This window comes from Variovorax atrisoli (assembly GCF_014195185.1).
In the GTDB taxonomy this organism is placed as follows: domain Bacteria; phylum Pseudomonadota; class Gammaproteobacteria; order Burkholderiales; family Burkholderiaceae_C; genus Variovorax; species Variovorax atrisoli.
This window is the reverse complement of record NZ_JACIBG010000003.1, coordinates 189,553-213,186: the sequence shown is the minus strand read 5'-3', so window position 1 is coordinate 213,186 and position 23,634 is coordinate 189,553. Positions and strand designations below refer to the sequence as shown.

Here is a 23,634-nt window from a genome sequence, read left to right as displayed (position 1 = left end):
ACCGCAGGTTGCCCCGTAGCGCAGCGAAGGGGTCGCAGACAGCGGGGTCGCCTTTTCTTTGCTTACTTTCTTTTGGCGAAGCAAAAGAAAGTGAGTCGGCCGCCGGGCCGAGACCCGGCCCCGGGAAACAAGCGCTCAGCATGCTCCCAGAAGGAGCAGCGAGATGAATCTATCCCTGCCGTTCGTCCGCCGCCCCATAGGCACAGTCCTCCTGACCATAGGCATAGCCCTGGCCGGCATAGCCGCCTTCTTCGTCCTCCCGGTCTCCCCCCTGCCACAGGTCGACTACCCCGTCATCTCCGTCAGAGCCTCGATCCCCGGGGCCAGCCCCGAGACGATGGCCACCAGCGTCGCAACACCGCTGGAACGCCACCTGGGCACCATCGCAGGCGTCAACGAAATGACGTCCACCAGCTCGGTGGGCTCCACCCGCGTCACGCTGCAGTTCGACCTCAGCCGCAACATCGACGGCGCGGCCCGCGAGGTGCAGGCCGCGATCAACGCGAGCCGCATCGACCTGCCGGCCACGCTGCGCAGCAATCCGACCTATCGCAAGGCCAACCCGGCGGCGTCGCCGGTGATCATCCTGGCGCTCACGTCGAAGACGAAGACGCCGGGCCAGATCTACGACGCGGTGTCGAACATCGTGAGCCAGCGCCTGTCGCAGGTCGATGGCGTCGGCGACGTGGAGATCGGCGGCGGCTCGCTGCCGGCGGTGCGCATCGAGCTGCTGCCGTTCGCGCTGAACCGCTACGGCATCAGCACCGAGGACGTACGCGCCGCGATCCAGGCCTCGAACGCCAACCGGCCCAAGGGCATGGTGCAGGGCGAGGGGCGCAAGCTGCAGATCTATACGCAGACGCCGGCACTGCGCGCGAGCGACTACGCGCCGATGGTCATCGCCTGGCGCAACGGCGCTGCGGTGCGACTGCAGGAAGTGGCGGAGGTGGTCGACGGCGTGGAGGACACGCGCACCCTGGGCCTGTTCAACGGCGAGCCGGCGATCATCGTGCTGATCACGCGGCAGCCTTCGGCCAACATCATCGAGACGGTCGACAGCGTGCGCGCGCTGCTGCCCGAGCTGCAGGCGCAGCTGCCGCCGGACGTGACGCTGCAGGTCGCATCGGACAGCACCAATTCCATCCGCGGCTCGCTGCGGGAGGTGGAGTTCACGCTGGTCATCTCCGTGATCCTGGTGGTGCTGGTGGTGAGCCTGTTCCTGCGCAGCGCGCGCGCGACGGTGGTGCCGGCGGTGGCGACGGTGGCGGCGCTGCTGGGCACCTTCGGGGTGATGTACCTGCTGGGCTTCAGCCTGAACAACCTGAGCCTGATGGCGCTCACGGTGGCCACCGGCTTCGTCGTGGACGACGCGATCGTGGTGCTGGAGAACACGAGCCGGCACATCGAGTCGGGCATGACGCGCATGAAGGCCGCGCTGCTTGGCGCGAAGGAAGTGGGCTTCACCGTGCTGTCGATCAGCGTGTCGCTGGTGGCGGTGTTCATCCCGCTGCTGTTCATGGGCGGGCAGGTGGGGCGGCTGTTCCGCGAGTTCGCGGTGACGCTGTCTGCGGCGGTGCTGATCTCGCTGGTGATCTCGCTGACCACCACGCCGATGATGTGCGCCTGGCTGCTCAAGCCCGGCGGCGAGCACGACAGGAACAAGCCGCAGGGCAGGCTGGGCCGCATGGCCGCGCGCAGCTACGACTGGGTGCTCAAGCGCTACGAGCACAGCCTCGACTGGGCGCTCGACAGCAAGGCGCTGGTGATGCTGATCCTGGTGGCGGTGGTCGGGCTCAACGTGTACCTGTTCAGCGCGGCGCCCAAGGGCTTCTTCCCGCAGCAGGACAGCGGCCAGCTCAACGGCGGCCTGCGCGCCGACCAGAGCATCTCGTCGCAGGCGCTCGCCGAGAAGCTGCGGCAGGTGGTCGACATCATCCGCAAGGACGAGGCGGTCGACACCGTGGTGGGCTTCACCGGCGCGGGCCGGGCGGGCGGCGGCTTCATGTTCGTGAACCTCAAGCCCGCCAACCAGCGCAAGGACAGCGGCCTGGCGGTGATCGCGCGGCTGCGCCCGCAGCTCAACCAGGTGACCGGCCTGCGCGTGTTCCTGGGCACGGTGCAGGACGTGCGATCCGGCGGCCGCGCCAGCAACTCGACCTACCAGTACACGCTCAAGAGCGACAACGTCGCCGACCTTCGCACCTGGGCCGTGAAGCTGGCCGACGAACTGAAGCTGCAGCCTTCGCTGACCGACATCGACACCGACCAGGACCAGAACGGCGTGGAGACGGTGGCCAAGGTCGACCCCGACAGCGCGCGGCGGCTGGGCCTGACGTCGACGGCCATCGACAACGCGCTCTACAACGCCTTCGGCCAGCGGCAGGTCGCGACCATCTACACGGAGTTGAACCAGTACCACGTGGTGATGGAATGGGCGCCGCGCTACACGCGCAGCCCCAACTCGCTGGCCGACGTGTACGTGCCGGCCACCAAGACGTCGGTGGTGGGCGGGCAGACTGTGACCACGCAGGTGGCGGCCAGCGGCACGTCGAGTGCTTCTTCTTCGTCGTCGACGGCATCGAAGTCGTCTTCGTCCGCGGCGTCCTCTTCGTCTGCTTCCTCGAGCACGGCCACCGTGCCGGTCTCGGCCAACGCGGCGCTGCGCAATGCATCGACCGGCAACGTGCTGAGCAACACGGCCACCGCGCTCGTGCCGCTGTCGGCGGTCGCGAAGTTCGAGGAGCAGTCGGTGGCCACCTCGGTGAGCCATGAAGATGGCGAGCTGGCCACGACCATCTCGTTCAACCTCGCCGAAGGCGCCAACCTGGGCGACGCGCGCGAGGCCATCGCCAAGGCCGAGGCCAACATCGCCATGCCCACCAACGTGCGCGGCGCGTTCGCAGGCACGGCGGCGAGCGCGCAGCAGTCGCAGGGGCAGCAGGCGATGCTGATCCTGGCGGCGCTGATCGTGATCTACATCGTGCTGGGCATCCTGTACGAGAGCCTGGTGCATCCGATCACGGTGCTCTCGACGCTGCCTTCGGCCGGCGTGGGCGCGGTGCTGGCGCTGCTGATGTTCCGCATGGAGTTTTCCATCATCGCGCTGATCGGCGTGTTCCTGCTGATCGGCATCGTGAAGAAGAACGCGATCCTGATCATCGACTTCGCGCTCGAAGCCGAGCGCTCACGCGGCCTCACGCCGATGGAGGCGGTGCGCGAGGCCTGCCTGCTGCGCTTCCGTCCGATCCTGATGACGACCCTGGCGGCCGCGCTGGGCGCGCTGCCGCTGGCCATCGGCTTCGGCGAGGGCGCCGAGCTGCGCCGGCCGCTGGGCGTGGCCATCATCGGCGGGCTGATCGCGAGCCAGCTGCTGACCCTGCTGACGACGCCGGTGGTCTACCTGCTGCTCGACAAACTGCGCCGCCGCGGCACCAACGAGCGCGAGCTGAGCCGCGTGACGCCCGCCTGAGCGAGAAACGACAACGACATGAACGCACTGTTTTCTTCCACCTCCCGCTTTTCGCTTTCGGCGCTCGCGCTGGCCGCCTTGCTCGCGGGCTGCGCTGTCGGCCCGCGCTACCAGCAGCCGGCCACCGCCGCTTCGGCCAACTGGAAAGAGCAGAAGGCCGCCGAAGGCTGGCTGCCCGCGGCCCCGGCCGACGCGCTCGACCGCGGCGAGTGGTGGAAGCTCTTCGGCGATGCCACGCTCGACGACCTGGCCGGCCGCGTGCAGGTTTCGAACCAGAACATCGCCGCCGCGGTGGCCAACTACACGCAGGCCCAGGCGCTGGTGCGCGGCGAGCGCGCGGCGCTGTTCCCGTCGGTGTCGCTCACCGGCAGCGGCAGGCGCTCTGGCACGGTGGGAGGCAGCAGCACCTCGAGCCCGTCGAACAGCTTCACGGCGTCGCTGGGCGCGAGCTGGACGCCCGATGTCTGGGGCCGGCTGCGCGAGGCGGTGAGCAGCGCGCAGGCCAACGCACAGGCCAGCGAGGCCGACCTGGCCGCGGCGCGGCTCTCGGCCATCGGCGACCTGGCGACCAGCTATTTCTCGCTGCGCGAGGCCGACGCCGAGATCGTGCTGCTCGACGAGACCATCCAGGGCTACCAGCGCGCCTTCGAGATCACGAGCAACCGCTATGCCGCCGGAATCGCCGCGCAGACCGACGTGCTGCAGGCGCAGACGCAGCTTGTGAACGCCAAGGCCGACCTCGTGGGGCTGCAGCGCACGCGCGCCACCTACGAGCACGCGATCGCGGCGCTCATCGGCGTGGCGCCGGCCGACTTCAGCCTGCCTGCCGCCAAGTGGACGCCCACGGTGCCGGGCGTGCCGCTGGGCGTGCCTTCGACGCTGCTGCAGCGCCGGCCCGACATCGCCGCGGCCGAGCGTTCGGTGGCGGCGGCCAACGCGCAGATCGGCATCGCGCGCGCGGCCTACTTCCCCAACATCGGGCTGACCGCGTCGGTCGGCAGCAGCAACGTCAGCCGCGTGAAAGACCTCTTCAGCTCTTCCAACACGCTGTGGGGACTGGGGCTTTCGGTGGCGCAGGTGGTGTTCGATGCGGGCGCGATCGCGGCCAATGTCGATTCGGCGAAGGCGAGCTACGAATCCAGCGTGGCGCGCTACCGCCAGACGGTGCTCACCGCCTTCCAGGCGGTGGAAGACCAGCTGACCGCGAGCGCCACGCTCGCGCAGCAGGAAGGCCTGCGCCGCGAGGCCTCGGCCGCGGCGGACAAGACCGAGCAGCAGCTGCTCAACCGCTACCGCGCCGGGCAGGTGAGCTACACCGACGTGGTCACGGCCCAGGCCGCCGCGCTCAGCGCGCGCCGCACGCTGGTGCAGTTGCAGGTCAACCGCCAGACCACCGCCATCGCGCTGATCCAGGCGATGGGCGGCGGCTGGCAGGCCGGGTGGATGGATGGCGCCGCGCAGGCGCAGCCGGTCACCTCACCCGCCACGCAGTGAGCGCGGCGAGCATCGGTGCCCGGCCGGCGCGGGCCGTCGTCAATGCGCCGGGCGGTCGATGGTGTGGCCCAGGTAATCCTTGTCGGTCACCAGGACCCACAGCGCCAGCACCAGGATCACCGCGGCCACGAGCACCGCGTTGACCATCGCCGTCTCGTTGCTGCGGAACCCGAGCACCCAGGGCGACACCGCGAGACAGGCTGCCAGCGCGACCTCGGTCCATTCTTCCCACTGTCGGGGCACGAAGGTCGCACCCAGCGCCACCGCGCCGAGCACGATGCCGGTCGCCACCATCGTCCACATGGCGGCGGTCATGCCCGAAAAGCCCAGGACCCAGGGCGAGACGATCAGCCAGGCGCCGGCGGCGGCGTTGACGGGGTCTTGCCAATGCTTCACTTGCTTCATGGTCATTGCCTCCTGTCGCGACAAGGCGCCGCGACAGTTTTTTTGACCCGCGCCGCCGGTGCAGGGTTCCTGCCGGTGTGGCGTCGCGCCTAGAGTGGCAACTCCAATGTTTCCCACTTGCGCAGCATGGCCAGCTGACGGCGGAGGTAGTCGGTGGGCATCGCCTGGGAGCCCCAGACGGGGATGCGGCCGGCGTATTCGCCGAGCAGCCAGAACTGGCGCGCCGCCATGAAGCGGGGAATGGCGGCGAGGTCTGCGTCGGGCACCGGGCGGGCCTCGCGATAGGCGTGAATGAAATGGCGCCATTGCTGGGCGGCCTTGTCGCCCAGGACGCCATCCGCCGTGCGGGGATGAAGTATCCACGGATAGACGGCGAGCTCGTAGGCAAGGTAGCCCGGGCCTGCCTCGTCGAAGTCGAAGAACACGGCTTGGCGCCGCCCATGCGCATCGTCTTCGACGATGAAGTTGTTGCTGCCATGCGCGTCGCCATGGCAGAGCACATCGCCGAGTTCCCCCAGGCCCAGGATGGCGGCACGCAGGCGCTCGCCGAGCTCCTCGAACTGCGGGCGGAGCTCGGCCGTCATGGTCGGCGCGCGCAGCAGGCCTTGCAGCGGCCGCAGCAGCAAATAGTCGAGGTCCAGGCGATAGAGGCTTGCCGGACCTCGGTAGCTTTCGCCTGCGGTGTGCAACGAGGCCAGTCCGTGGGCGAAGGCTTCGATGTCGGGGGCGGCGTCGCCGGTGAATTCGCCGCTCAGGTGCTCGAACAGCATCAGCGCGCGCGGGCCTTCGGGCAGCGGCGCCTCGATGGCGATCTGGCCATCGGCGGTCGGCACGCAGCGCGAGACACGGCAGCCCGTACGGGACAGGTGGTCGAGCGCAGCCGCCTCGAACTGCAGGTTGGGGCCGCCGCGAGGCCGGTCGGCGCTCAGCCGCGCCACCACGCGGCGTCCGTCGACAAAGCCCAGCCGGTAGACCTGGTTGAAGCTGCGCCGCAGGAACTCGCTCTCGACCACCTTGCCGAGGCCGTAGCGTTCCTCCACGAGCATCGCGATGCTGGCGGCGGTCGGCGTGGATTGCGCGATTTCGAGTTCCATCCCCGGCTCCCCTCGGAAAAAAGGGCGCGATTATGCAGGCCCCCAGCCACCTTCCGGCCCCGGGATTCCACACCCATTGCCAGGCGTCGCGACGCATTTCTATAATTGAGTACGTACTCAATCAATAAAGAACGCCGTCCCAACCCATGGCCAGACCCAGAAGCGAAGACAAGCGCAATGCGATCCTCGATGCGGCCATCGCGGAGTTCGCCAGCCGGGGTGCGTGGAGCACGCCCACCTCCGCCATCTCGCGCGCAGCCGGCGTGGCCGAAGGCACGCTCTTCACCTATTTCGCGAACAAGGAAGTGCTGGTCAACGAGCTCTACCGGCAGCTGAAGACCGAGCTCGCCGAGGTGATGCTCCAAGACTGGCCCGAGCAGGCCGACCCCAAGACCAAATACCGCCACATCTGGGACCGCTACGTTTACTGGGGCGTCGACAACCCCGAGAAGTTCAAGGTGGTCTCGCAGCTCAAGGTGTCGGACCAGGTGAGCGAAGAGAGCAAGGCCGCGGGCATGGCGCCGTTCCTGCGGCTTGAGGTGCTTGCCAGGGAGTGCATCAGCAACGGGTTGATACGCGACCAGCCGCTGCCGTTCCTCGGCGCGATGCTGGGCGCGATGGCCGAGACCACGATGGCCTTCGTCGCGCAGGCGAAGAGCAGGAAAGGCCGCGCCGGCTACTGCGAGGCCGGCTTCGAGACCTTCTGGCGCGGCATCGTCGCCGACGCCTGATTCCATCCTCCACTCACGCATCCCCACGAAGGAACCACGCCATGCCCAAGCTCAAGCGCCGCCATTTCGTCCTCGGCACGGCGGGCGCCGCCGGTGCCCTCGTCGTCGGATGGGCTGCCACGCCGGTCGCGTCGCGGCTGACAGGGTCGCAGCCCTTGCCCGCGGCGCCGGGCCAGGTCGCGCTCAACGGCTGGGTCAAGGTGGGCAGCGACAACACGGTCACGCTGATGATGTCGCAGTCGGAAATGGGGCAGGGCACGCACACCGGCCTGTCGATGCTGCTGGCCGAGGAGATGGGCGCCTCGCTCGGGCAGATCCGGCTGGAGACGGCCGGCTCGGACGCCATCTACAACAACCAGGCGGCGATCCTCGATGCGCTGCCTTTCCGGCCCGGCGACGAGGGCGCGATGAAGCGCTCGACCGAGCACGTGATGGGCAAGCTGCTGCGCGCGATCCCGGGGCTCTCGGGCACGGGCGGCTCCTCGAGCATCACCGACCAGTGGGTACCGCTGCGCGAAGCCGGCGCGTCGGCGCGGACCATGCTGCTCGGCGCGGCCGCTGCGCTGTGGCAGGTGCCTGCTGCCGAATGCCGTGCCGAGGCCGGGCGTGTGCTGCACCAGGCCAGCGGCAGGAGCGCCACTTTCGGCGAACTGGCTCCCAAGGCCGCGCAGCAGCCCCTGCCGACGCAGGTGGCGCTGAAGAAGCCGGCCGATTTCAAGCTCATCGGCCAGCCCGCGCGGCGACTGGACGGCGCCGCCAAGCTCGACGGCTCCGCCACCTTCGGCCTCGACGTGCTGCCGCCGGGCCTGCTGTACGCGAGCATCGCGATGTGCCCGACCACCGGCGGCCGCGTCGCGAGCTTCGACGCCACGGCCGCGCAGAAGCTGCCGGGCGTGCGCAAGGTGATGGCGCTGGAGCCGGTCGGCGCCACGCTCATCGGCACCGGCGCCACGCCGGGCGGGGTGGCCGTCATCGCCGACACCCCGTACCACGCGATGCGCGCCGTGAAGGCGCTCGCCATCGAATGGGACCACGGCCCGGCCGCCAGCCTGTCGAGCGCCGAGATGATCGAGCGCCTCTCGCAGACTCTGCGCACCAGGCCCGGCAACGCCCGGCTGGACGACGGCGACGTGGCCGGTGCGTTCCGCTCGGCCGCCAAGACCATCGAGGCCGAGTACCGTGTGCCCTTCCTGGCCCACGCGACCATGGAGCCGATGAATTGCACCGTGCAGTTCAAGGACGGCAAGGCGACCGTGTGGGCGCCCACCCAGGCGCCGGGTTTCACGCGCGGTGCGGCGGCCAAGGCGCTGGGCATCGACGCGGACAAGGTCGAGCTGCACGTGACCTACCTCGGCGGCGGCTTCGGCCGGCGCTACAGCACCGACTTCGTCACCCAGGCCGCCACGCTGGCGCGCGAGACCGGCGGCGCGCCGGTGCAGCTCTTCTGGTCGCGCGAGGAAGACATGGCGCACGACTTCTACCGCCCCGCCTACGTGGCGCGTTGCAGGGCGGGCTTCGACGCGGCCGGCGCGCTGGTCGCGTGGCAGACCGTCACGGCCGGATCGAGCATGGGCGCCCCCTCGCTCATGGACACCGCCACCGACGGCGCCTGGAACACGGCCTATGCCTTCCCCAACGCGCGCGTCGCCCACGTGCCGGTGGAGTCGGCCATGCCCACGGGCGTTTGGCGATCGGTCGCGCATTCGCAGAACGGCTTCTTCGTCGAGAGCTTCATCGACGAGTGCGCCGCCGCCGCGGGCAAGGACCCGGTGGCGTTCCGCGCCGCGCTGCTCGCGAAGGACGAGCGCCACCTGCGCGTGCTCAGGCGCGTGGCCGAACTCTCGAACTGGAGCCTGCCGCCGGCACCGGGGCCCGACGGCGCGAAGCGGGCGCGCGGCCTCGCGATCCACCGTTCCTTCGGCAGCATCGTCGCGCAGGTGGCAGAGGTGTCCGTCTCGCCGGACCGGCAGGTGCGGGTGCACCGGGTGACCTGCGTCGTCGACTGCGGCGTGGCCGTCAACCCGAACCTGATCCGCCAGCAGATGGAAGGCGCCATCGTCTATGGCCTCTCCGCCGCGCTGCATGGCGAGATCACGGTGGAGAAGGGCCGGGTGCAGCAGAGCAACTTCCACGACTACATGCCGCTGCGCATGAACGAGTGCCCGGCCATCGAGGTCGAGATCGCCGCCAGCGGCGAAGCGCCCGGCGGCGTGGGCGAGCCCGGTACGCCGCCGATCGCGCCGGCGGTGGCGAACGCGGTGTTCGCCCTCACGGGCCAGCGGCTGCGCAGCCTGCCGCTCCGGCTCGCCTGAACAGGGAAAAAGGAAAGAAGGAGCACCCCATGACCACCACGCTCACAGTCAACGGCAAGGCCGTCACCGTCAACGCCGAGCCCGACACGCCGCTGCTGTGGGTGCTGCGCGGCGAGATGCAGCTCGTCGGCACCAAGTTCGGCTGCGGCAAGGCGCTGTGCGGCGCCTGCACCGTGCACCTCGACGGCGAGCCGGTGCGCTCCTGCGTCACGCCGCTGGAGGCGGTCGGCAGCCGCGAGGTCACCACCATCGAAGGCCTCAAGGGCAGGGAGGCCGACGCCCTGCGCAACGCCTGGACCGAAGTCGACGTGGTGCAGTGCGGCTACTGCCAGAGCGGCCAGCTCATGTCGGCCTGCGCGCTGCTCAAAAAGACGCCGAATCCGAGCGATGACGACATTTCTGGCGCCATGAGCGGAAACATTTGTCGCTGTGGCACCTATCCGCGCATCCGCGCCGCGATCCATGTGGCTGCCCGGAAAGCTGCGGGCTGACAGCGAATGCAAAGGTTCTCGTCTTGACGGTCGGGGTGGGACGAGGTAAGGCCTAAGGCCCCAACTGGTTCACACAGGTTAATAAATTCTCCGCAATCATCGAAAAAGTCCAGGAATAAAAATTTTTACGGAAACTGGGGATATGAAGCTTTTGTACGCGGCCGTACCATCCGCGCGGCCCGCTTCCGGCCGTCCCCAGTTTCCACTTTCGATGACCCCCCCAGATCCTTCACGGACCCGAGCGTTGTCCGTGGCCGATACCCTGCGTGACCGCATCTTCGACGGCGAGATCGCACCCGGCTCCCACCTGATGGAAATCTCGCTGGCCAACGAGCTCGGCGTGTCGCGCACGCCCGTTCGCGGCGCCATGGCACGGCTGGCGGACGAGGGGCTGCTCGTCTACCTGCCCAACAAGGGTTTCCAGGTGCGCCGCTTCAACGCCAAGGACGTGTACGACGCCTTCAGCGTGCGCGCCACGCTGGAGGGCATGTGCTGCCGGCTGATCGCCGAGGTCGGGCTCGACGGCAAGGCGCTGTCGGAACTGACGGCCATGCTCGACGAGCAGCACGAGCTGCTGCACCACACCGGCGAATGGTCCGACGGCCGCGCCGCGCGCTGGCAGGACCTCGACGTGGCCTTCCACCAGAAGCTGCTGGCGCTGGCGGACAACCGCTGGCTCACCGAGGCGGTGCAGCGCGCCAGCCAGCTGCCGATCATCTTCGACAGCAAGCTGCGCCCCCACAACCGGGATGCCTCGATGCTGCTGCACAAGCACGAGCAGGCCCTGCAGGCGTTCGCGGACCATTGCCGCATCGTCGAGGCGCTCGGCCGGCAGGAAGCCGGCGTCGCCGAGGCCGCCATGCGCGACCACATCAACGCCAACCGCGATCTCCTGGTGCTCTACCTGAGCCAGAAGAATCCGAGCCGCACCCGGGCGCTGGCCTGAGGATCCGAACGCCTGATCGCCCGGGCGGTCAGGCCTGCCCCTGTCCTCCGCGCGCGGCGGGCGCCGTGAGGTACGCCCCCGATTCGAAGAGCTGCGCCTCGGTCTCGTCGATGCGCCGGATCACCGGCTTGCCGGCGCGGCTGGCGAGCAGCTCGACCAGCGCCTCGGTCACCGCCACCCCGGCCGCGATCGACGGAAAGAACGACGGGCTGTGGATCGTGAAGAGCAGCGTCTCGTCCGCCAGCAGCGACAGCGGCGAGGCCACGCTGTCGGTGATCGCGACGATGCGGCAGCCCGCCGCCTTGGCTGCCTTCGCCACCTGCAGCGCCTCGCGCGAATAGGGCGCGAAGCTCGCCACCACCACCGCGTCCCCCTTGGAGAAGGCGCGCTGCTGCATCTCCAGCGAGCCGCCCTGGCCATCGACCAGGTGCACACTGGCGCGGAAGAGCCGGTACACGTACACGAACGAGAACGCGATCGGAAAGCAGGCCCTGAAGCCTGCCGCGTGCACGGCGGGCGCCTTCTCGATCAGTGCGCAGGCCTTCTGCAGCGCATAGCCGCTTTGCTGGTGCGTGGCTTCGAGGTTGCGGCGCTGCACCTCGAACATCTCGCCGGTCAGCGTCTGGTCGCTGGCACGGCCGACGAGCTGCTTGGCGCGGCCGCCGTAGGTTTCGGAGCCCAGGCCCATCTCCGCGGCGAAGGCCTCCTTGAGCTGCGGCCAGCCTTCGAAACCCATGTGCTGCGCGAAACGCACGAGCGTGGCGGGCGTGCTCTGCGAGCGAATGCCGACGCTGCGCATCGAGCCTGTGACCACCGCGTTGGGGTGGTCGAGCACGTAGCGCGCCACCTCTTGCAGTGCGGGGCTCAGTTCGTTGAAACGCTGGCGGATCTGCTCTTTGGCGCCCATGGCGGTGTGTCTCCTTGGCTGAGTTGGAACAAATGTACCGGAGCAGATGGAACACGGCAGTTGACGGAACAAATGTTCCAAACAATAATTCGCCGGAAACGTTAGTTCCAACCACCGAGCCATGACGCACGTCTTCCACCGCCACCTCCGCCAGACCCCGCCCGTTGCCGCGAGCTCCCAGGGCATGTTCATCCGCGACGCCGAAGGCCGCGAGTACCTCGACGCCTCCGGCGGGGCCGCCGTGTCCTCGCTGGGCCATGCGCATCCCGAAGTCATGGCCGCCATGCATGCGCAGATCGACAGGCTGGCCTATGCCCACACCAGCTTCTTCACGAGCGAGGTGGCCGAGCAGCTGGCCGACGAGCTGATCGGCTCCGCGCCCGAGGGCATGAGCCACGTCTATCTGGTGAGCGGCGGCTCCGAGGCGGTGGAGGCGGCGCTGAAGATGGCGCGGCAGTACTTCGTCGAGATCGGCCAGCCGCAGCGCACGCGCTTCATCGCGCGCCGCCAGAGCTACCACGGCAACACGCTGGGCGCGCTGGCCGTGGGCGGCAACGCCTGGCGCCGCGAGCCCTTCGCGCCCATCCTCGTGCCGGCCACGCACGTGTCGCCGTGCTATCCCTACCGGGAGCAGCGCACCGACGAGAGCGCCGAGCAGTACGGCCAGCGCCTCGCAGCCGAGCTGGAGGCCGCCATCCTTGCGCAGGGCGCCGACCGCGTGATCGCCTTCGTCGCCGAGACCGTCGGCGGCGCCACGGCCGGCGTGCTCACGCCGGTGCCGGGCTACTTCAAGGCGGTGCGCGCGGTGTGCGACAAGTACGGCGTGCTGCTGATCCTCGACGAGGTGATGTGCGGCATGGGCCGCACCGGCTCGCTGCACGCCTGCGAGCAGGAGGGCGTGGTGCCCGACCTGATGACCGTCGCCAAGGGCCTGGGCGGCGGCTACCAGCCGGTGGGCGCGGTGTTGGCGCAGCGCCGCATCGTCGATGCGATGTCCCGGGGCAGCGGCTTCTTCCAGCACGGCCACACCTACCTCGGCCACCCCATGGCCTGCGCCGCAGCGCTCGCGGTGCAGCAGGTGATCCGCCGCGACGGCCTGGTCGCCAAGGTGCGGGAAGACGGCATCGCCTTCGGCGCGATGCTGGCCGAGGCGCTGGGCTCGCATCCGCACGTGGGCGACATCCGCGGGCGCGGCTTCTTCTGGGGCATCGAACTGGTGGCCGACCGGGCGAGCAAGGCGCCCTTCGATCCGGCGCTGAAGGTCAACGCCGCCATCAAGAAGGACGCCATGTCGCGCGGCCTGTTGTGCTACCCCTTCGGCGGCACGGTCGATGGCCGCCAGGGCGACCACGTGCTGCTGGCGCCGCCTTTCATCGCCACCCGGCAAGACCTGCAGGAGATCGCCGCGCGGCTCGCGGCCTCCATCGACGCGGTCACGCGTGCCGCGGCGCGCTGAGCGCTCCTTTTTCCCCGCTCGTTTTCCCCCCAACCATCGTTCCGAGGAGCGTTCCATGCCCAAGCTTCGTCCGCTGTTTTCCTTCGCCGCCGTGCTCGTGGCCGCGTTCATGCCCTTCGCCGCGGCGCAGGCGCAGGAGAACGACACGCTCGCCAAGATCAAGGCCAGCGGCTCCATCACCTTCGGCTACCGGGAGTCGTCCTTCGGCTTCTCGTACCTCGACGGCAATCTCAAGCCCATCGGCTACAGCCTCGACATCTGCAACCGCATCGTCGAGGCGGTGAAGAGCGAGCTGAAGATGCCGGCCGTCGAGATCAAGTACCAGGCCGTCACCTCGGCCAACCGCATTCCGCTGGTTCAGAACGGCACGGTCGACATCGAGTGCGGCTCCACCACCAACCTCGTCGAGCGGCAGAAGCTGGTGGCGTTTTCGCCGGACATCTTCCGCTACAACGTGCGCATGCTGGTGAAGGCCGATTCGGGCATCAGGAGCATCGCCGACCTGCAGGGCAAGACGGTGGCCACCACCAGCGGCACCACGTCGTTCCGCCTGCTGCGCGAGGCCGACCGCGGCCGCAGCCTGGAGGTGACCAACCTCGCGGGCAAGGACCACAGCGATTCCTTCCTGCTGGTGGAAAGCGGACGCGCCCAGGCCTTCGTGCTCGACGACATCCTGCTGGCCGGGCAGATCGCGAATGCGCGCAACCCCAAGGACTTCATCATCACCGGCGAGAGCCTGCGCACCGAGAACCAGTCGCTGATGTTCCGCAAGGACGACCCGGCCTTCAAGGCGCTGGTGGATCGCGTGGTCTCAGGCATGATGAAGTCGGGCGAGATGGAGAAGCTCTATGCGAAGTGGTTCATGTCGCCCATTCCGCCCAAGAACATCAACATCAACTACCCGCTGAATGCCGAGACGAAGGAGGCCTTCGCCAACCCTTCCTCCAAGGGCATCTGAGCGCTTGCCGCCGAGTCCATGACCCTCATGCCACGCCTTGCCCTGATCCACGCGCTCTCGCACTCCGTCGCGCCCATCAACGAAGCCTTCGCGCGCGACTGGCCCGAGGCCGTGCGCATGAACCTGCTCGACGACAGCCTCTCGGCCGACCTGGCGCGCAACGGCAGGGGGCTCGACGACGCCATGCACGAGCGCTTCCAGCGCCTCGCGCAGTACGCGGTCGACACCGGCGCGCAGGGCATTCTCTTCACCTGCTCGGCCTTCGGGCCCTGCATCGAGGCGGTGGCGCGGCGGCACGCGGGCATCCCGGTGCTCAAGCCGAACGAGGCCATGATCGACGAGGCGCTGCAGGGGCTGCAGGGCCGGCTCGGCCTCATCGCCACCTTCGCGCCCACGCTGGCGTCGATGCCGCCGGAGTTTCCGCAGGGCACGGCGCTGGAGACCGCGCTGGCGGAGGGCGCGCTCGACGCGCTGAACGCCGGCGACACGCAGCGCCACGATGCGCTCATCGCCGATCAGGCCGCGGCATTGCGCGATCGCGGCTGCACGCGCATCGCGCTGGCGCAGTTCAGCATGGCGCGGGCGCGCGACGCCTGCGAGGCGGCCAGCGGGCTGCCGGTGCTCACCACGGTCGACAGTGCGGTGCGCGCGCTGCGCCGGCGCACTGGTGGCGGCGCTTCAGCGTAGGCGAGAGAACTCGATCACCGAGAACAGCGCGGTCATCGCGATCTGCGCCGCGTCGCTGCGCCCGAGGGTGCGGGTGAGGCCGGTTTCGCGGTCGGTGGCCTCCAGCCCCTGCGCCAGGCGGCGGTAGATGTCCGCCGAGGGCATGCTCGCCGAGGTGCCCAGCGCGTCGCAATACGTGTCGGCGAGCACGGCCGCGAGCTGCTCGCTCTGCGCGTTCGACAGCTTCATCGGATCGCCGGTGAACACCGAGGCGATGCAGTGCATGAGGTAGGCCTGCGTCTCGAGCGAGAACGACTGTTGCCGCACGTAGCACTCCACGGCCGACCAGAAGAGCGGCTCGGAGGTGCGGCGCCAGCTTTCGAGAACCTTTCGCGCCTTGGCCACGAGATCGGCGTGGGTGTCGCCGGGCTCGGTGGGGCGCAGCGCCAGCCCCTGCAGGGTGAGCGCGGCCTCGGCGTCGGCCGCGCCGAGGATGAAGCTCCAGAACTTCCAGCGGGCGTACCACTTCTTGTCGTGCGCGGGGTCCAGCGGTTCGAGCAGCCAGAAGTCGATGCTCTGCACCGCGTCGCCGCGCTGCTCGGCCACGTTGCCGTCGCCCAGGTCGAGCGCTGACATGCCCGACTGCATGCGGTCGGCCTCGATGTGGCCCTGCGCCACGATGCCCGCGCTCGAGCCCGAGCGGTCGATGTCGAGCAGCCGCTGCATCAGCTGCTGCAGCTCATGGGCCGATGCGCCGGTGGCCTGCGAGACGCGGCGCATCGAGGCGTGCTGTTCGCGCTCCAGGTCCTGCGCGTTCTTGCGGCGGTCCTGGCCGTGATCGTCGAAAGTCGAGGCGTGTTCTTCGAGTCTGTCGCCGGGCGTGAACGTTCGCATTACCAATGACTCCTTCGGCATCGAATGCCTTCGCACACCCTCGACTGTGTGTCAACGCAATGCATCTGAACATCACCGGAACAGGGGAGGCTGAGCCCGAGCTGACCAGCCCCCTCGCGATAATGACTGCACTTGAAAGGAGTCCGCGTGGATATTGTTTTGCTGGCCAAGGCCGCCGTCATGGGCATCGTCGAAGGTCTCACCGAATTTCTCCCCATCTCTTCGACGGGCCACCTGATCCTTGCGGGCTCCCTGCTCGGCGGCTTCGGCGACAACCGGGGCAAGGTCTTCGAGATCGCCATCCAGACCGGCGCGATCTTCGCGGTGATCCTGGTGTACTGGCAGAAGATCCGCTCGACCGTCGTCGCGCTGCCCCGCCAGCCCAAGGCGCAGCGCCTGGCGCTGAACATCTTCATCGGCTTCCTGCCCGCGGTGGTGCTGGGCCTGCTGTTCGGCAAGGTCATCAAGGAGCACCTGTTCATCCCGACCGTGGTGGCCAGCACCTTCATCATCGGCGGCTTCATCATCCTGTGGGCCGAGAAGCGTCCGCCCGGATCGGTGCGCGTCGAGCACGTCGACGACATGACGCCGTGGGACGCGCTCAAGGTCGGCCTGGTGCAGTGCTTCGCGATGATCCCGGGCACCAGCCGCAGCGGCTCGACCATCATCGGCGGCATGCTGCTGGGCCTGTCGCGCCAGGCGGCGACCGATTTCTCCTTCTTCCTCGCCATTCCCACGCTGATCGGCGCGGGCGTCTACAGCATCTACAAGGAGCGCGCGGCGCTGTCGATGGCCGATGTGCCGCTGTTCGCCGTGGGCCTGGTGTTCTCGTTCATCAGCGCCTGGCTGTGCGTGCGCTGGCTGCTGAAGTACATCAGCAGCCACAGCTTCATTCCCTTCGCCTGGTACCGCATCGCCTTCGGCATCCTGGTGCTGGCCACGGCGTGGACCGGCACGGTGGTCTGGGCCGACTGACCCTGCTTCAGCTCGCGGCGCCCAGCAGGGCGCTCGCGGCCCTGGCTTCCTGCCGCACCGCAGCGGCAATGGGTCCGTCGATCGACGGATCGAAGCCGCCCGTGGCACCCAGCGCGGTGATCACGGCGCAGACCCTTCCCGCATAGTCGTACACCGGCGCCGCCACGGCGCTGATGCCGCGCAGGTAGGTGTCCTTCACGCTCGCGCAGCGCGCCTGGCGCACCTCTCGGCGCAACTCGCCGATCGGGTCCTTCGCGTCGAGCTGCGCGCGCATCTCCGGCGTGGCCTCGCCCAGCTCCTGTTCGGCCAGCGCGACCACGCGCGATTCGTCGAGCAGACCCAGGAAGGCGCGTCCGGTGGCCGACCAGAGCATCGACATCACCGAGCCGGCGCGCACGTTCACCGTGACCGGCAGGCCCGGCTCCTCGAAGCGCACGATGGTCGGGCCCTTGTTGCCCATCACGGCCACGAAGCAGGTCACCTCCAGAGATTCGCGCAGGCGGATCAGGCAGGGCTCGGCCGCGCGGATCGGGTCGGCCTGGCGCATGGCTGCAAGGCCGATCTGGATCGCCTCGGTGCCCAGGTAGTAGTGCTGCGAGGCGGCGTCCTGCAGCACCAGGCCCGCTTCCATCAGGCTCGCGAGGTAGCGGTGCACCTTTGCCGGACTCTCGGCGACGTGCGCCGACAGCGCGGTCAGGCTGCTGCGCCCGCCCAGGTGCGCCAGCCCCTTGAGCACCGACATGCCGGTCTCGGCGGACTGCACCCGCTGGCGGCGTTCGCGGGCGGGGGCGGCGGAGGAGACAGGCTCGGATTCGTTGTGCTGGGTCATGACGGCTGGATGTTAGGTGCTCGCCCGGTGAGTCCGGGTAAACCCGCGATCTGAGAATTACGCTATGCGTATGATAATTACGCAATACACAAAATCCCTCACGGAGACTCCCTCATGAAGAAGCACATCGCCCGCTGCCTCGCGGTCCTTTCGCTCGCTGCCGTCGCCGCAGGTGCCGGCGCACAGCAGGCCTATCCCGCCAAGCCGATCCGCTGGATCGTTCCTTACGCGGCCGGCGGCGGCTCCGACTTCCTGGCCCGCACGGTGGCGCAGACGCTGTCGACACAGGTCGCTCAGCCCGTGCTGGTGGACAACAAGCCCGGCGGCAACACCGCGCTGGCGGCGGCCGAGACCGCACGCGCGCCGGCCGACGGCTACACGGTGCTGTCGGCCGACAACGGCACGCTGGTGTTCAACCCCGCGCTCTACAAGTCGCTGAGCTACAACCCCACGAAGGACCTGGCGCCCGTCACGCTGATGGGCAAGTTCCCGATGATCCTGGTGGTCGGCGCCAACTCGGGCTTCAACTCGGCCAAGGACTTCATCGCCCAGGCCCGCGCCAAGCCGGGCGGCATCAACTACGCCTCGGCCGGCGCGGGCAGTCCGCACCACCTGGCGATGGAGCTGCTGAAGGTGGAGGCCAAGCTCTTCATGGTCCACGTGCCGTACCGCGGCGCGGCGCCCGCGCTGTCCGACGTGGTCGGCGGGCAGCTGCCGGCCATGATGGTCGACCTGGCCGCGGGCTCCGGCTTCATCAAGGGCGGCAAGGTCAAGGCGCTGGCGGTGGCCAACCCCACGCGCCTGCCGCAGCTGCCCGACGTGCCCACCTTCGCCGAGCTCGGCTACAAGAACGTCGAGGCCGCCGCGCTGGTCGGCGTGGTGGTGCCCTCGGCCACGCCGGCCGACGTGGTGAACACGCTCAACCGCCAGCTGGTCGCGGCCATCAACGAGCCCTCGGTGCGCACGCGCATGGTCGACTTCGGCGTGGAGCCGGTCGGCAACACGCCCGCGCAGTACGCCGCGCTGCTCAAGAGCGAGACCGAGCGCTGGCACAAGCTGATCCGCGACCTGAAGATCACCCTCGACTGAGCGCGCCGCCATGTCCGCAGACACCGCCTTGCCTCCACGAACCTCCGGCTGCCCCGTCGCGCACGGCCCGCTGTCCTCCGAGCGCACGCCCACCGGCTGCCCGGTGAGCCGGCGCGCCGCCGACTTCGACCCCTTCGAGGACGGCTACCAGCAAGACCCGCCCGAATACGTGCGCTGGGCGCGCGAGCAGGAGCCCATCTTCTACAGCCCCAAGCTGGGCTACTGGGTGCTCACGCGCTACGAGGACATCAAGGCGGTGTTCCGCGACAACATCACCTTCAGCCCGTCGATCGCGCTCGAGAAGATCACGCCCACCGGCGAGGAGGCCAACGCGGTGCTCGCCTCCTACGGCTTCGCGCTCAACCGCACGCTGGTCAACGAGGACGAGCCCGCCCACATGCCGCGCCGCCGTGCGCTGATGGACCCCTTCACCCCCGAGGCGCTGAAGCACCACGAGCCCATGGTGCGCGAGCTGGCGCGCGAGTACGTCGACCGCTTCATCGACGACGGCCGCGCCGACCTCGTCGACCAGATGCTGTGGGAGATCCCGCTCACCGTGGCGCTGCACTTCCTCGGCGTGCCCGAGGAAGACATGGACACGCTGCGCAAGTACTCCATCGCGCACACCGTCAACACCTGGGGCCGCCCGAAGCCCGAGGAGCAGGTGGCGGTGGCGCATGCGGTGGGCAACTTCTGGCAGTACGCCGGCAAGGTGCTCGACAAGATGCGGCAGGACCCGGACGCGCCCGGCTGGATGCAGTACGGCATCCGCAAGCAGATGCAGCATCCCGAGGTGGTGACCGACTCGTACCTGCACTCGATGATGATGGCCGGCATCGTCGCCGCCCACGAGACCACCGCCAACGCCACCGCCAACGCGGTGAAACTGCTGCTGCAGCACCCGCAGGTGTGGCGCGAGCTGTGCGAAGACCCGGGGCTCATTCCCAACGCGGTGGAGGAGTGCCTGCGCCACAACGGCTCGGTGGCCGCATGGCGCCGCATGGTCACGAAAGACACGCAGGTCGGCGGCGTCGACCTGCCGGCGGGTTCGCGCCTGCTGATCGTCACCTCGTCGGCCAACCACGACGAGGGGCATTTCTCCGATGCCGACCTGTTCGACATCCGCCGCGACAACGCCAGCGACCATCTCACCTTCGGCTACGGCTCGCACCAGTGCATGGGCAAGAACCTGGCGCGCATGGAGATGCAGATCTTCCTGGAGGAGTTCACGCGTCGGCTGCCGCACATGCGGCTTGCGCAGCAGCGCTTCACCTACGTGCCGAACACCTCCTTCCGCGGGCCCGAGCACCTGTGGGTGGAATGGGACCCGGCGGCCAATCCCGAGCGCGCGAACCCCGGCCTGCGCGACGTGCGCGTGCCGGTGCGCATCGGCGAGCCCTCGGCGCATTCCATCGCGCGGCCGGTGGTGGTGCAGGGCGTGACGCAGGTGGCCGAGGGCATCGCCAAGCTGCGCCTCGTGTCGCCCGATGGCAAGCCGCTGCCGCGCTGGACGGCCGGCGCGCACATCGACGTCGAATGCGGCACGCCCGAACTCTCGCGCCAGTACTCGCTGTGCGGCGACCCCGACGACGCGGGCGCCTTCGAGATCGCCGTGCTCCACGAGCCCGAAGGCCGCGGCGGCTCCGCATGGGTGCATGCGAACGTGAAGGCCGGCGACCGGCTGCGCATCCGCGGACCGCGCAACCACTTCAGGCTCGACGAGTCGCTGCAGAAGGCGATCTTCATCGCCGGCGGCATCGGCATCACGCCGGTGAGCGCGATGGCGCGGCGCGCGAAGGCGCTGGGCATGGACTACGAGCTGCACTACAGCGGCCGAAGCCGCGCGAGCATGGCCTTCGTCGACGAACTGGCCGCGCTGCATGGCGAGCGCCTGCATGTGCACGCCGCCGACGAAGGCCGGCGCAACGACCTGCAGGCGCTGCTCGCGCTGCCGGTGCCCGGCGCGCAGGTCTACGCCTGCGGCCCGCTGCGCATGCTCGAAGCGCTGGAAGACTGCTGCGCCGTATGGCCCGAGGGCGCGCTGCGCGTGGAGCATTTCGAATCCACGCTGGCCACGCTCGATCCTTCGAAGGAGCATGCCTTCGAGGTGGAGCTGAAGGATTCGGGCCTCGTGCTCACCGTGCCGCCCGATCAGACCCTGCTGACCGCGCTGCGCGCCGCCAACGTCGACGTGCAGAGCGACTGCGAGGAGGGCCTGTGCGGCTCGTGCGAGGTGCGCGTGCTCGCCGGCAAGGTCGACCACCGCGACGTGGTGCTCACGCGCATGGAGCGCGACGCCAACACCAAGATGATGGCCTGCTGCTCGCGAGCCTGCGAGGGGCGGCTGGTGCTCGAGCTCTGAAGTCTCAGCCGGCGAGCGGCATCCGCAGTGCTACCCGGGTCTCGCCGGGGCGCGACTGCAGGTGCAGCTCGGCGCCGAGTCGGCGGGCCCGCGTGCGCAGGCTGCGCAGCCCCGCGCCGGCCGTCTGGTCCTCGACCGCGAAGCCGCGCCCGTCGTCGCGCACGCTGAGCTGGAGTTCGGCGCCCGCGCGCGCCACCTTCACGTCCACGCGCCGGCTCGCGCTGTGCTTGAGCGCGTTGGTCAGCGCCTCCTGCAGGAAGCGCATCAGGTCCAGGCTCTGCGAGGGCGGCAGCTCCAGCGTGTCGATGCCCGACACCTCCCAGCGGCAGTCGATGCCGTTGGCGTCCAGCAGCTGCGCGCTGCGGTGGCGCATCGGCACCAGCAGCTCGCCGAGCGCGCGGGCGCCGTGGTCGTCGCCGGTGGCGTCGATGATCAGCCGCAGGTCGTCGCGCAGGCGCTTGAGCATGGCGAGCAGTTCCGGCGCGCCGAGGTTGTCGGGCTTGTGTTCCAGCGTCGCGATGCTGCCCACCAGCATGCCGCCCAGCCCGTCGTGCAGGTCGCTCACCAGGTTCACGCGCTCGCCGATGCGTGCGTGCGCCAGCTCCAGCGCGTGCTGCTGGGCCAGCGTTGCGGCGAGTTCGGCCTTGGCCGCGTTCACCTCCTCGATCAGCTCGGTGTTGAAGTTCTCGATGCGCTTGAGGCTCTTCACGAATTGCGCGGCCAGCGTCAGCGCCATGCCCAGCAGCAGCACGTAGGACGACATCGTCGTGTAGTAGGTGTTGCTGTCGATCACCTGCGTGAACACCAGCAGGTCGTGCGCGCCCGTCAGGGCCGAGATGGCCATGAACGGCGCGAGCGGGCGCATCGGGCTGTCGCGGTGGCGCAGCGCATGAACGATGGAGATGCCGTTCACCGCGATGACGGTGAGGCCGCCCAGCATCGTCCAGATGGCGCGATGCTCGATGAGGTCCGCCACTGGCGCCAGCCACAGGTCGAGCACGCCCGCTGCCGCCAGCAGCAGCGCCGCAAGTTCCAGCCGGGGCATGCGCCGCCCGCAGAAGCGCAGCGCGAAGACGACGTACGACACGCTGAAGACCAGCAGGGTGGAGGTGTTCAGCGCCTGCCACGCGTGGTTGCTCGCAAAGGGCCAGGGGCTGGTCGCGATCTGGTTGTAGCCGAAGACCAGCCACAGCACCGACATCAGCGCGAACCAGCCATAGGCCGTCTCGCGCCGGCGCAGCAGCCACAGCGCGGCGAAGAAGGCCGAGGCCGCTGCGCTCACCGCGAGGCCCAGCACCTGCAGGTCGCGGCGCACCAGGCGCTCGCCGTCGAACTCCGCCTGCATCGCGGCCGGCGTGCCCAGGCTCACCGGCCCCAGCCCCGCCTGGTAGGCGAAGAGGCCGGAGACGCGCACCAGCAGCGTGTTGGTGCCGGGCTTCAGCATGGGCGGCGCCAGCAGCCAGTAGCGCGGCGTGTTCCAGGCGCGCGTGAGCGGCTCCACCAGGCTCTCGTCGCGCGAGATCGTCGTGCCGTTGAGCGAGACCTCGCCGGCCATGTTCAGGTAGTGCAGCAGCAGGCCGGCTTCACGCGCCTGTTCGGGCTGCTCCCATGTCAGGCGATACCAGACCACGCCGTCGAAGCCGGGCCAGCGGGTGGCCCAGCTGTCGGGCAGGGCGACGGGCGTCCAGCCCTCGGCGGGCGGGGCGGTGTCGTTCCAGCCGGTGCCGCGCACGGCCTCCGCGCGCAGCGTGGGAGGGGCGCTGCCTTCTGCGGCGAGGGCCGGGCAGGCCGCCAGGAGAAGCAGGGCGACTGCGCAGCTCAGCGCAGCAAGCCATGCCTGCGCGCCTCGAAGACTGCTTCGGTGCGCGAACTGACGGCGAGCTTGCGGTAGATGTTCTTGGTGTGGCATTCCACGGTCAGTTTCGAGATCGAGAGCGATTCGGCCATGTCGCGGTTGCTCAGGCCCTGCGAGACGAGCTCCAGTATCTTGCGCTCCCGCGGCGTGAGCGCTGCCGGTGCTTCCGCGGAGGACTGCGCCTGCGCGGGCGCATCGGCGGGCGCCTGGTGCGACGACAGCCAGGCGAGGATGTGGCGCGCGATGCTCGGATCGATCGGCGCGCCGCCCTGTTCGATGCTGCGCAGCGCGATGCCCAGTTCGACGTCGTCGCGCTCCTTCAGCAGGTAGCCGATGGCGCCGGCGCGCAGTGCCGCGAAGATGATCTCCTCGGTGCGCCAGGCCGAGATCACCACCGCAGGGATGGCCGGCCGGTTGGCCTGCAGCCAGCCGATGAGCTCGACCCCGCTGCCGTCGGGCAGGCCGATGTCCACCAGCACCACGCCGTAGCCGTGCCCCTCGAGCAGCTGCCGGGCGCCGGCGACGCTGTCGGTCACCGCGATGCGGTTCCTGTCGCAGCCGAGGGTGGACAGTACGTGGCGCAGGCGCTCCTGCATGGCCGGGTCGTCCTCGACGATCAGCGTGGGGCTCAGCGATACGGGTTCGGCGTCTTCGACGGGGAGGGAGGGCATGCGGCGGATTCTTCCGCCGACCTGACGCGG

19 protein-coding genes are annotated in these 23,634 nt (G+C 69.3%); 12 read left to right on the top strand and 7 right to left on the bottom strand.

Going from position 1 to position 23,634, the window contains the following annotated elements; all coding sequences use genetic code 11:
- Positions 1 to 163: 163 nt before the first annotated feature.
- Complete coding sequence (locus FHY06_RS12095; RefSeq protein ID WP_184605283.1) at positions 164 to 3,469, top strand: efflux RND transporter permease subunit; 3,306 nt, start codon at positions 164 to 166, stop codon at positions 3,467 to 3,469.
- Between the two features lie 18 nt (positions 3,470 to 3,487).
- The gene (locus tag FHY06_RS12090; protein ID WP_126185988.1) at positions 3,488 to 4,963 is read left to right on the top strand and encodes an efflux transporter outer membrane subunit; all 1,476 of its coding nucleotides are present in this window, start codon (positions 3,488 to 3,490) and stop codon (positions 4,961 to 4,963) included.
- A 39-nt stretch (positions 4,964 to 5,002) separates the two neighbouring features.
- Here FHY06_RS12090 and FHY06_RS12085 read toward each other — a convergent pair whose 3' ends face one another.
- On the bottom strand, positions 5,003 to 5,368 hold the full coding sequence (locus FHY06_RS12085; RefSeq protein ID WP_126185987.1) for an SPW repeat protein: 366 nt from the start codon (positions 5,366 to 5,368) through the stop codon (positions 5,003 to 5,005).
- Positions 5,369 to 5,457: 89 nt separating this feature from the next.
- On the bottom strand, positions 5,458 to 6,462 hold the full coding sequence (locus tag FHY06_RS12080) for a phosphotransferase enzyme family protein (RefSeq protein WP_184605280.1): 1,005 nt from the start codon (positions 6,460 to 6,462) through the stop codon (positions 5,458 to 5,460).
- 146 nt (positions 6,463 to 6,608) lie between these two features.
- On the opposite strand from FHY06_RS12080, the gene FHY06_RS12075 reads away from it, so the two are divergent.
- From FHY06_RS12075 to FHY06_RS12060, 4 genes are all read left to right on the top strand, one after another.
- Positions 6,609 to 7,193 carry a TetR/AcrR family transcriptional regulator gene (locus tag FHY06_RS12075; RefSeq protein WP_184605278.1) on the top strand — a complete coding sequence of 195 codons (585 nt, stop codon included), beginning with the start codon at positions 6,609 to 6,611 and terminating at the stop codon, positions 7,191 to 7,193.
- Between the two features lie 41 nt (positions 7,194 to 7,234).
- On the top strand, positions 7,235 to 9,505 hold the full coding sequence (locus FHY06_RS12070) for a xanthine dehydrogenase family protein molybdopterin-binding subunit (RefSeq protein WP_184605275.1): 2,271 nt from the start codon (positions 7,235 to 7,237) through the stop codon (positions 9,503 to 9,505).
- A gap of 29 nt (positions 9,506 to 9,534) precedes the next feature.
- Complete coding sequence (locus FHY06_RS12065) at positions 9,535 to 9,996, top strand: (2Fe-2S)-binding protein (protein ID WP_132750537.1); 462 nt, start codon at positions 9,535 to 9,537, stop codon at positions 9,994 to 9,996.
- 250 nt (positions 9,997 to 10,246) lie between these two features.
- Positions 10,247 to 10,942 (top strand): GntR family transcriptional regulator, encoded by a 696-nt coding sequence (locus tag FHY06_RS12060; RefSeq protein ID WP_164713586.1) that lies wholly within the window; start codon positions 10,247 to 10,249, stop codon positions 10,940 to 10,942.
- A gap of 28 nt (positions 10,943 to 10,970) precedes the next feature.
- On the opposite strand, the gene FHY06_RS12055 is transcribed toward FHY06_RS12060, so the two are convergent.
- Positions 10,971 to 11,849 (bottom strand): MurR/RpiR family transcriptional regulator, encoded by an 879-nt coding sequence (locus tag FHY06_RS12055; protein ID WP_019655010.1) that lies wholly within the window; start codon positions 11,847 to 11,849, stop codon positions 10,971 to 10,973.
- A gap of 121 nt (positions 11,850 to 11,970) precedes the next feature.
- On the opposite strand from FHY06_RS12055, the gene FHY06_RS12050 reads away from it, so the two are divergent.
- From FHY06_RS12050 to FHY06_RS12040, 3 genes are read left to right on the top strand one after another with little or no spacing between them, the layout of a single operon-like run.
- The gene (locus FHY06_RS12050; protein ID WP_184605273.1) at positions 11,971 to 13,305 is read left to right on the top strand and encodes an aspartate aminotransferase family protein; all 1,335 of its coding nucleotides are present in this window, start codon (positions 11,971 to 11,973) and stop codon (positions 13,303 to 13,305) included.
- Positions 13,306 to 13,360: 55 nt separating this feature from the next.
- Entirely contained in the window at positions 13,361 to 14,263 is a 903-nt protein-coding gene (locus FHY06_RS12045) for a transporter substrate-binding domain-containing protein (RefSeq protein WP_184605270.1), read from the top strand.
- Between the two features lie 27 nt (positions 14,264 to 14,290).
- Positions 14,291 to 14,950, top strand: a complete 660-nt coding sequence (locus FHY06_RS12040) for an aspartate/glutamate racemase family protein (RefSeq protein ID WP_126185979.1) — start codon at positions 14,291 to 14,293, stop codon at positions 14,948 to 14,950.
- Here FHY06_RS12040 and FHY06_RS12035 read toward each other — a convergent pair.
- Positions 14,942 to 15,823, bottom strand: a complete 882-nt coding sequence (locus FHY06_RS12035; RefSeq protein WP_019655014.1) for a hypothetical protein — start codon at positions 15,821 to 15,823, stop codon at positions 14,942 to 14,944. The two genes, FHY06_RS12040 and FHY06_RS12035, sit on opposite strands and share 9 nt — an antisense overlap.
- A 147-nt stretch (positions 15,824 to 15,970) precedes the next feature.
- On the opposite strand from FHY06_RS12035, the gene FHY06_RS12030 reads away from it, so the two are divergent.
- A complete protein-coding gene (locus FHY06_RS12030) occupies positions 15,971 to 16,798 on the top strand; it encodes an undecaprenyl-diphosphate phosphatase (protein ID WP_019655015.1) in 828 nt (275 codons plus the stop codon).
- Between the two features lie 7 nt (positions 16,799 to 16,805).
- On the opposite strand, the gene FHY06_RS12025 is transcribed toward FHY06_RS12030, so the two are convergent.
- A complete protein-coding gene (locus tag FHY06_RS12025; RefSeq protein ID WP_184605268.1) occupies positions 16,806 to 17,627 on the bottom strand; it encodes an IclR family transcriptional regulator in 822 nt (273 codons plus the stop codon).
- 114 nt (positions 17,628 to 17,741) lie between these two features.
- Here FHY06_RS12025 and FHY06_RS12020 point away from each other — a divergent pair, with 114 nt between their 5' ends.
- A complete protein-coding gene (locus FHY06_RS12020; protein WP_019655017.1) occupies positions 17,742 to 18,716 on the top strand; it encodes a Bug family tripartite tricarboxylate transporter substrate binding protein in 975 nt (324 codons plus the stop codon).
- Between the two features lie 10 nt (positions 18,717 to 18,726).
- Entirely contained in the window at positions 18,727 to 21,078 is a 2,352-nt protein-coding gene (locus tag FHY06_RS12015) for a cytochrome P450/oxidoreductase (protein ID WP_184605265.1), read from the top strand.
- A gap of 4 nt (positions 21,079 to 21,082) precedes the next feature.
- Here the strand turns inward: FHY06_RS12015 and FHY06_RS12010 are convergent, their stop codons facing one another.
- Both FHY06_RS12010 and FHY06_RS12005 read right to left on the bottom strand, forming a co-directional pair.
- The gene (locus FHY06_RS12010; RefSeq protein ID WP_311733683.1) at positions 21,083 to 22,810 is read right to left on the bottom strand and encodes a sensor histidine kinase; all 1,728 of its coding nucleotides are present in this window, start codon (positions 22,808 to 22,810) and stop codon (positions 21,083 to 21,085) included.
- An 86-nt stretch (positions 22,811 to 22,896) separates the two neighbouring features.
- Positions 22,897 to 23,604, bottom strand: coding sequence for a response regulator transcription factor (locus FHY06_RS12005; RefSeq protein ID WP_126185975.1), 708 nt, complete (start codon positions 23,602 to 23,604; stop codon positions 22,897 to 22,899).
- Positions 23,605 to 23,634 lie beyond the last annotated feature (30 nt).

Coding starts and splice junctions, on each gene's coding strand:
- FHY06_RS12095 (WP_184605283.1), top strand. CDS start 164: ATGAATCTATCCCTGCCGTTCGTCCGCCGCCCCATAGGCACAGTCCTC.
- FHY06_RS12090 (WP_126185988.1), top strand. CDS start 3,488: ATGAACGCACTGTTTTCTTCCACCTCCCGCTTTTCGCTTTCGGCGCTC.
- FHY06_RS12085 (WP_126185987.1), bottom strand. CDS start 5,368: ATGAAGCAAGTGAAGCATTGGCAAGACCCCGTCAACGCCGCCGCCGGC.
- FHY06_RS12080 (WP_184605280.1), bottom strand. CDS start 6,462: ATGGAACTCGAAATCGCGCAATCCACGCCGACCGCCGCCAGCATCGCG.
- FHY06_RS12075 (WP_184605278.1), top strand. CDS start 6,609: ATGGCCAGACCCAGAAGCGAAGACAAGCGCAATGCGATCCTCGATGCG.
- FHY06_RS12070 (WP_184605275.1), top strand. CDS start 7,235: ATGCCCAAGCTCAAGCGCCGCCATTTCGTCCTCGGCACGGCGGGCGCC.
- FHY06_RS12065 (WP_132750537.1), top strand. CDS start 9,535: ATGACCACCACGCTCACAGTCAACGGCAAGGCCGTCACCGTCAACGCC.
- FHY06_RS12055 (WP_019655010.1), bottom strand. CDS start 11,849: ATGGGCGCCAAAGAGCAGATCCGCCAGCGTTTCAACGAACTGAGCCCC.
- FHY06_RS12050 (WP_184605273.1), top strand. CDS start 11,971: ATGACGCACGTCTTCCACCGCCACCTCCGCCAGACCCCGCCCGTTGCC.
- FHY06_RS12045 (WP_184605270.1), top strand. CDS start 13,361: ATGCCCAAGCTTCGTCCGCTGTTTTCCTTCGCCGCCGTGCTCGTGGCC.
- FHY06_RS12040 (WP_126185979.1), top strand. CDS start 14,291: ATGCCACGCCTTGCCCTGATCCACGCGCTCTCGCACTCCGTCGCGCCC.
- FHY06_RS12035 (WP_019655014.1), bottom strand. CDS start 15,823: ATGCGAACGTTCACGCCCGGCGACAGACTCGAAGAACACGCCTCGACT.
- FHY06_RS12025 (WP_184605268.1), bottom strand. CDS start 17,627: ATGACCCAGCACAACGAATCCGAGCCTGTCTCCTCCGCCGCCCCCGCC.
- FHY06_RS12020 (WP_019655017.1), top strand. CDS start 17,742: ATGAAGAAGCACATCGCCCGCTGCCTCGCGGTCCTTTCGCTCGCTGCC.
- FHY06_RS12015 (WP_184605265.1), top strand. CDS start 18,727: ATGTCCGCAGACACCGCCTTGCCTCCACGAACCTCCGGCTGCCCCGTC.
- FHY06_RS12005 (WP_126185975.1), bottom strand. CDS start 23,604: ATGCCCTCCCTCCCCGTCGAAGACGCCGAACCCGTATCGCTGAGCCCC.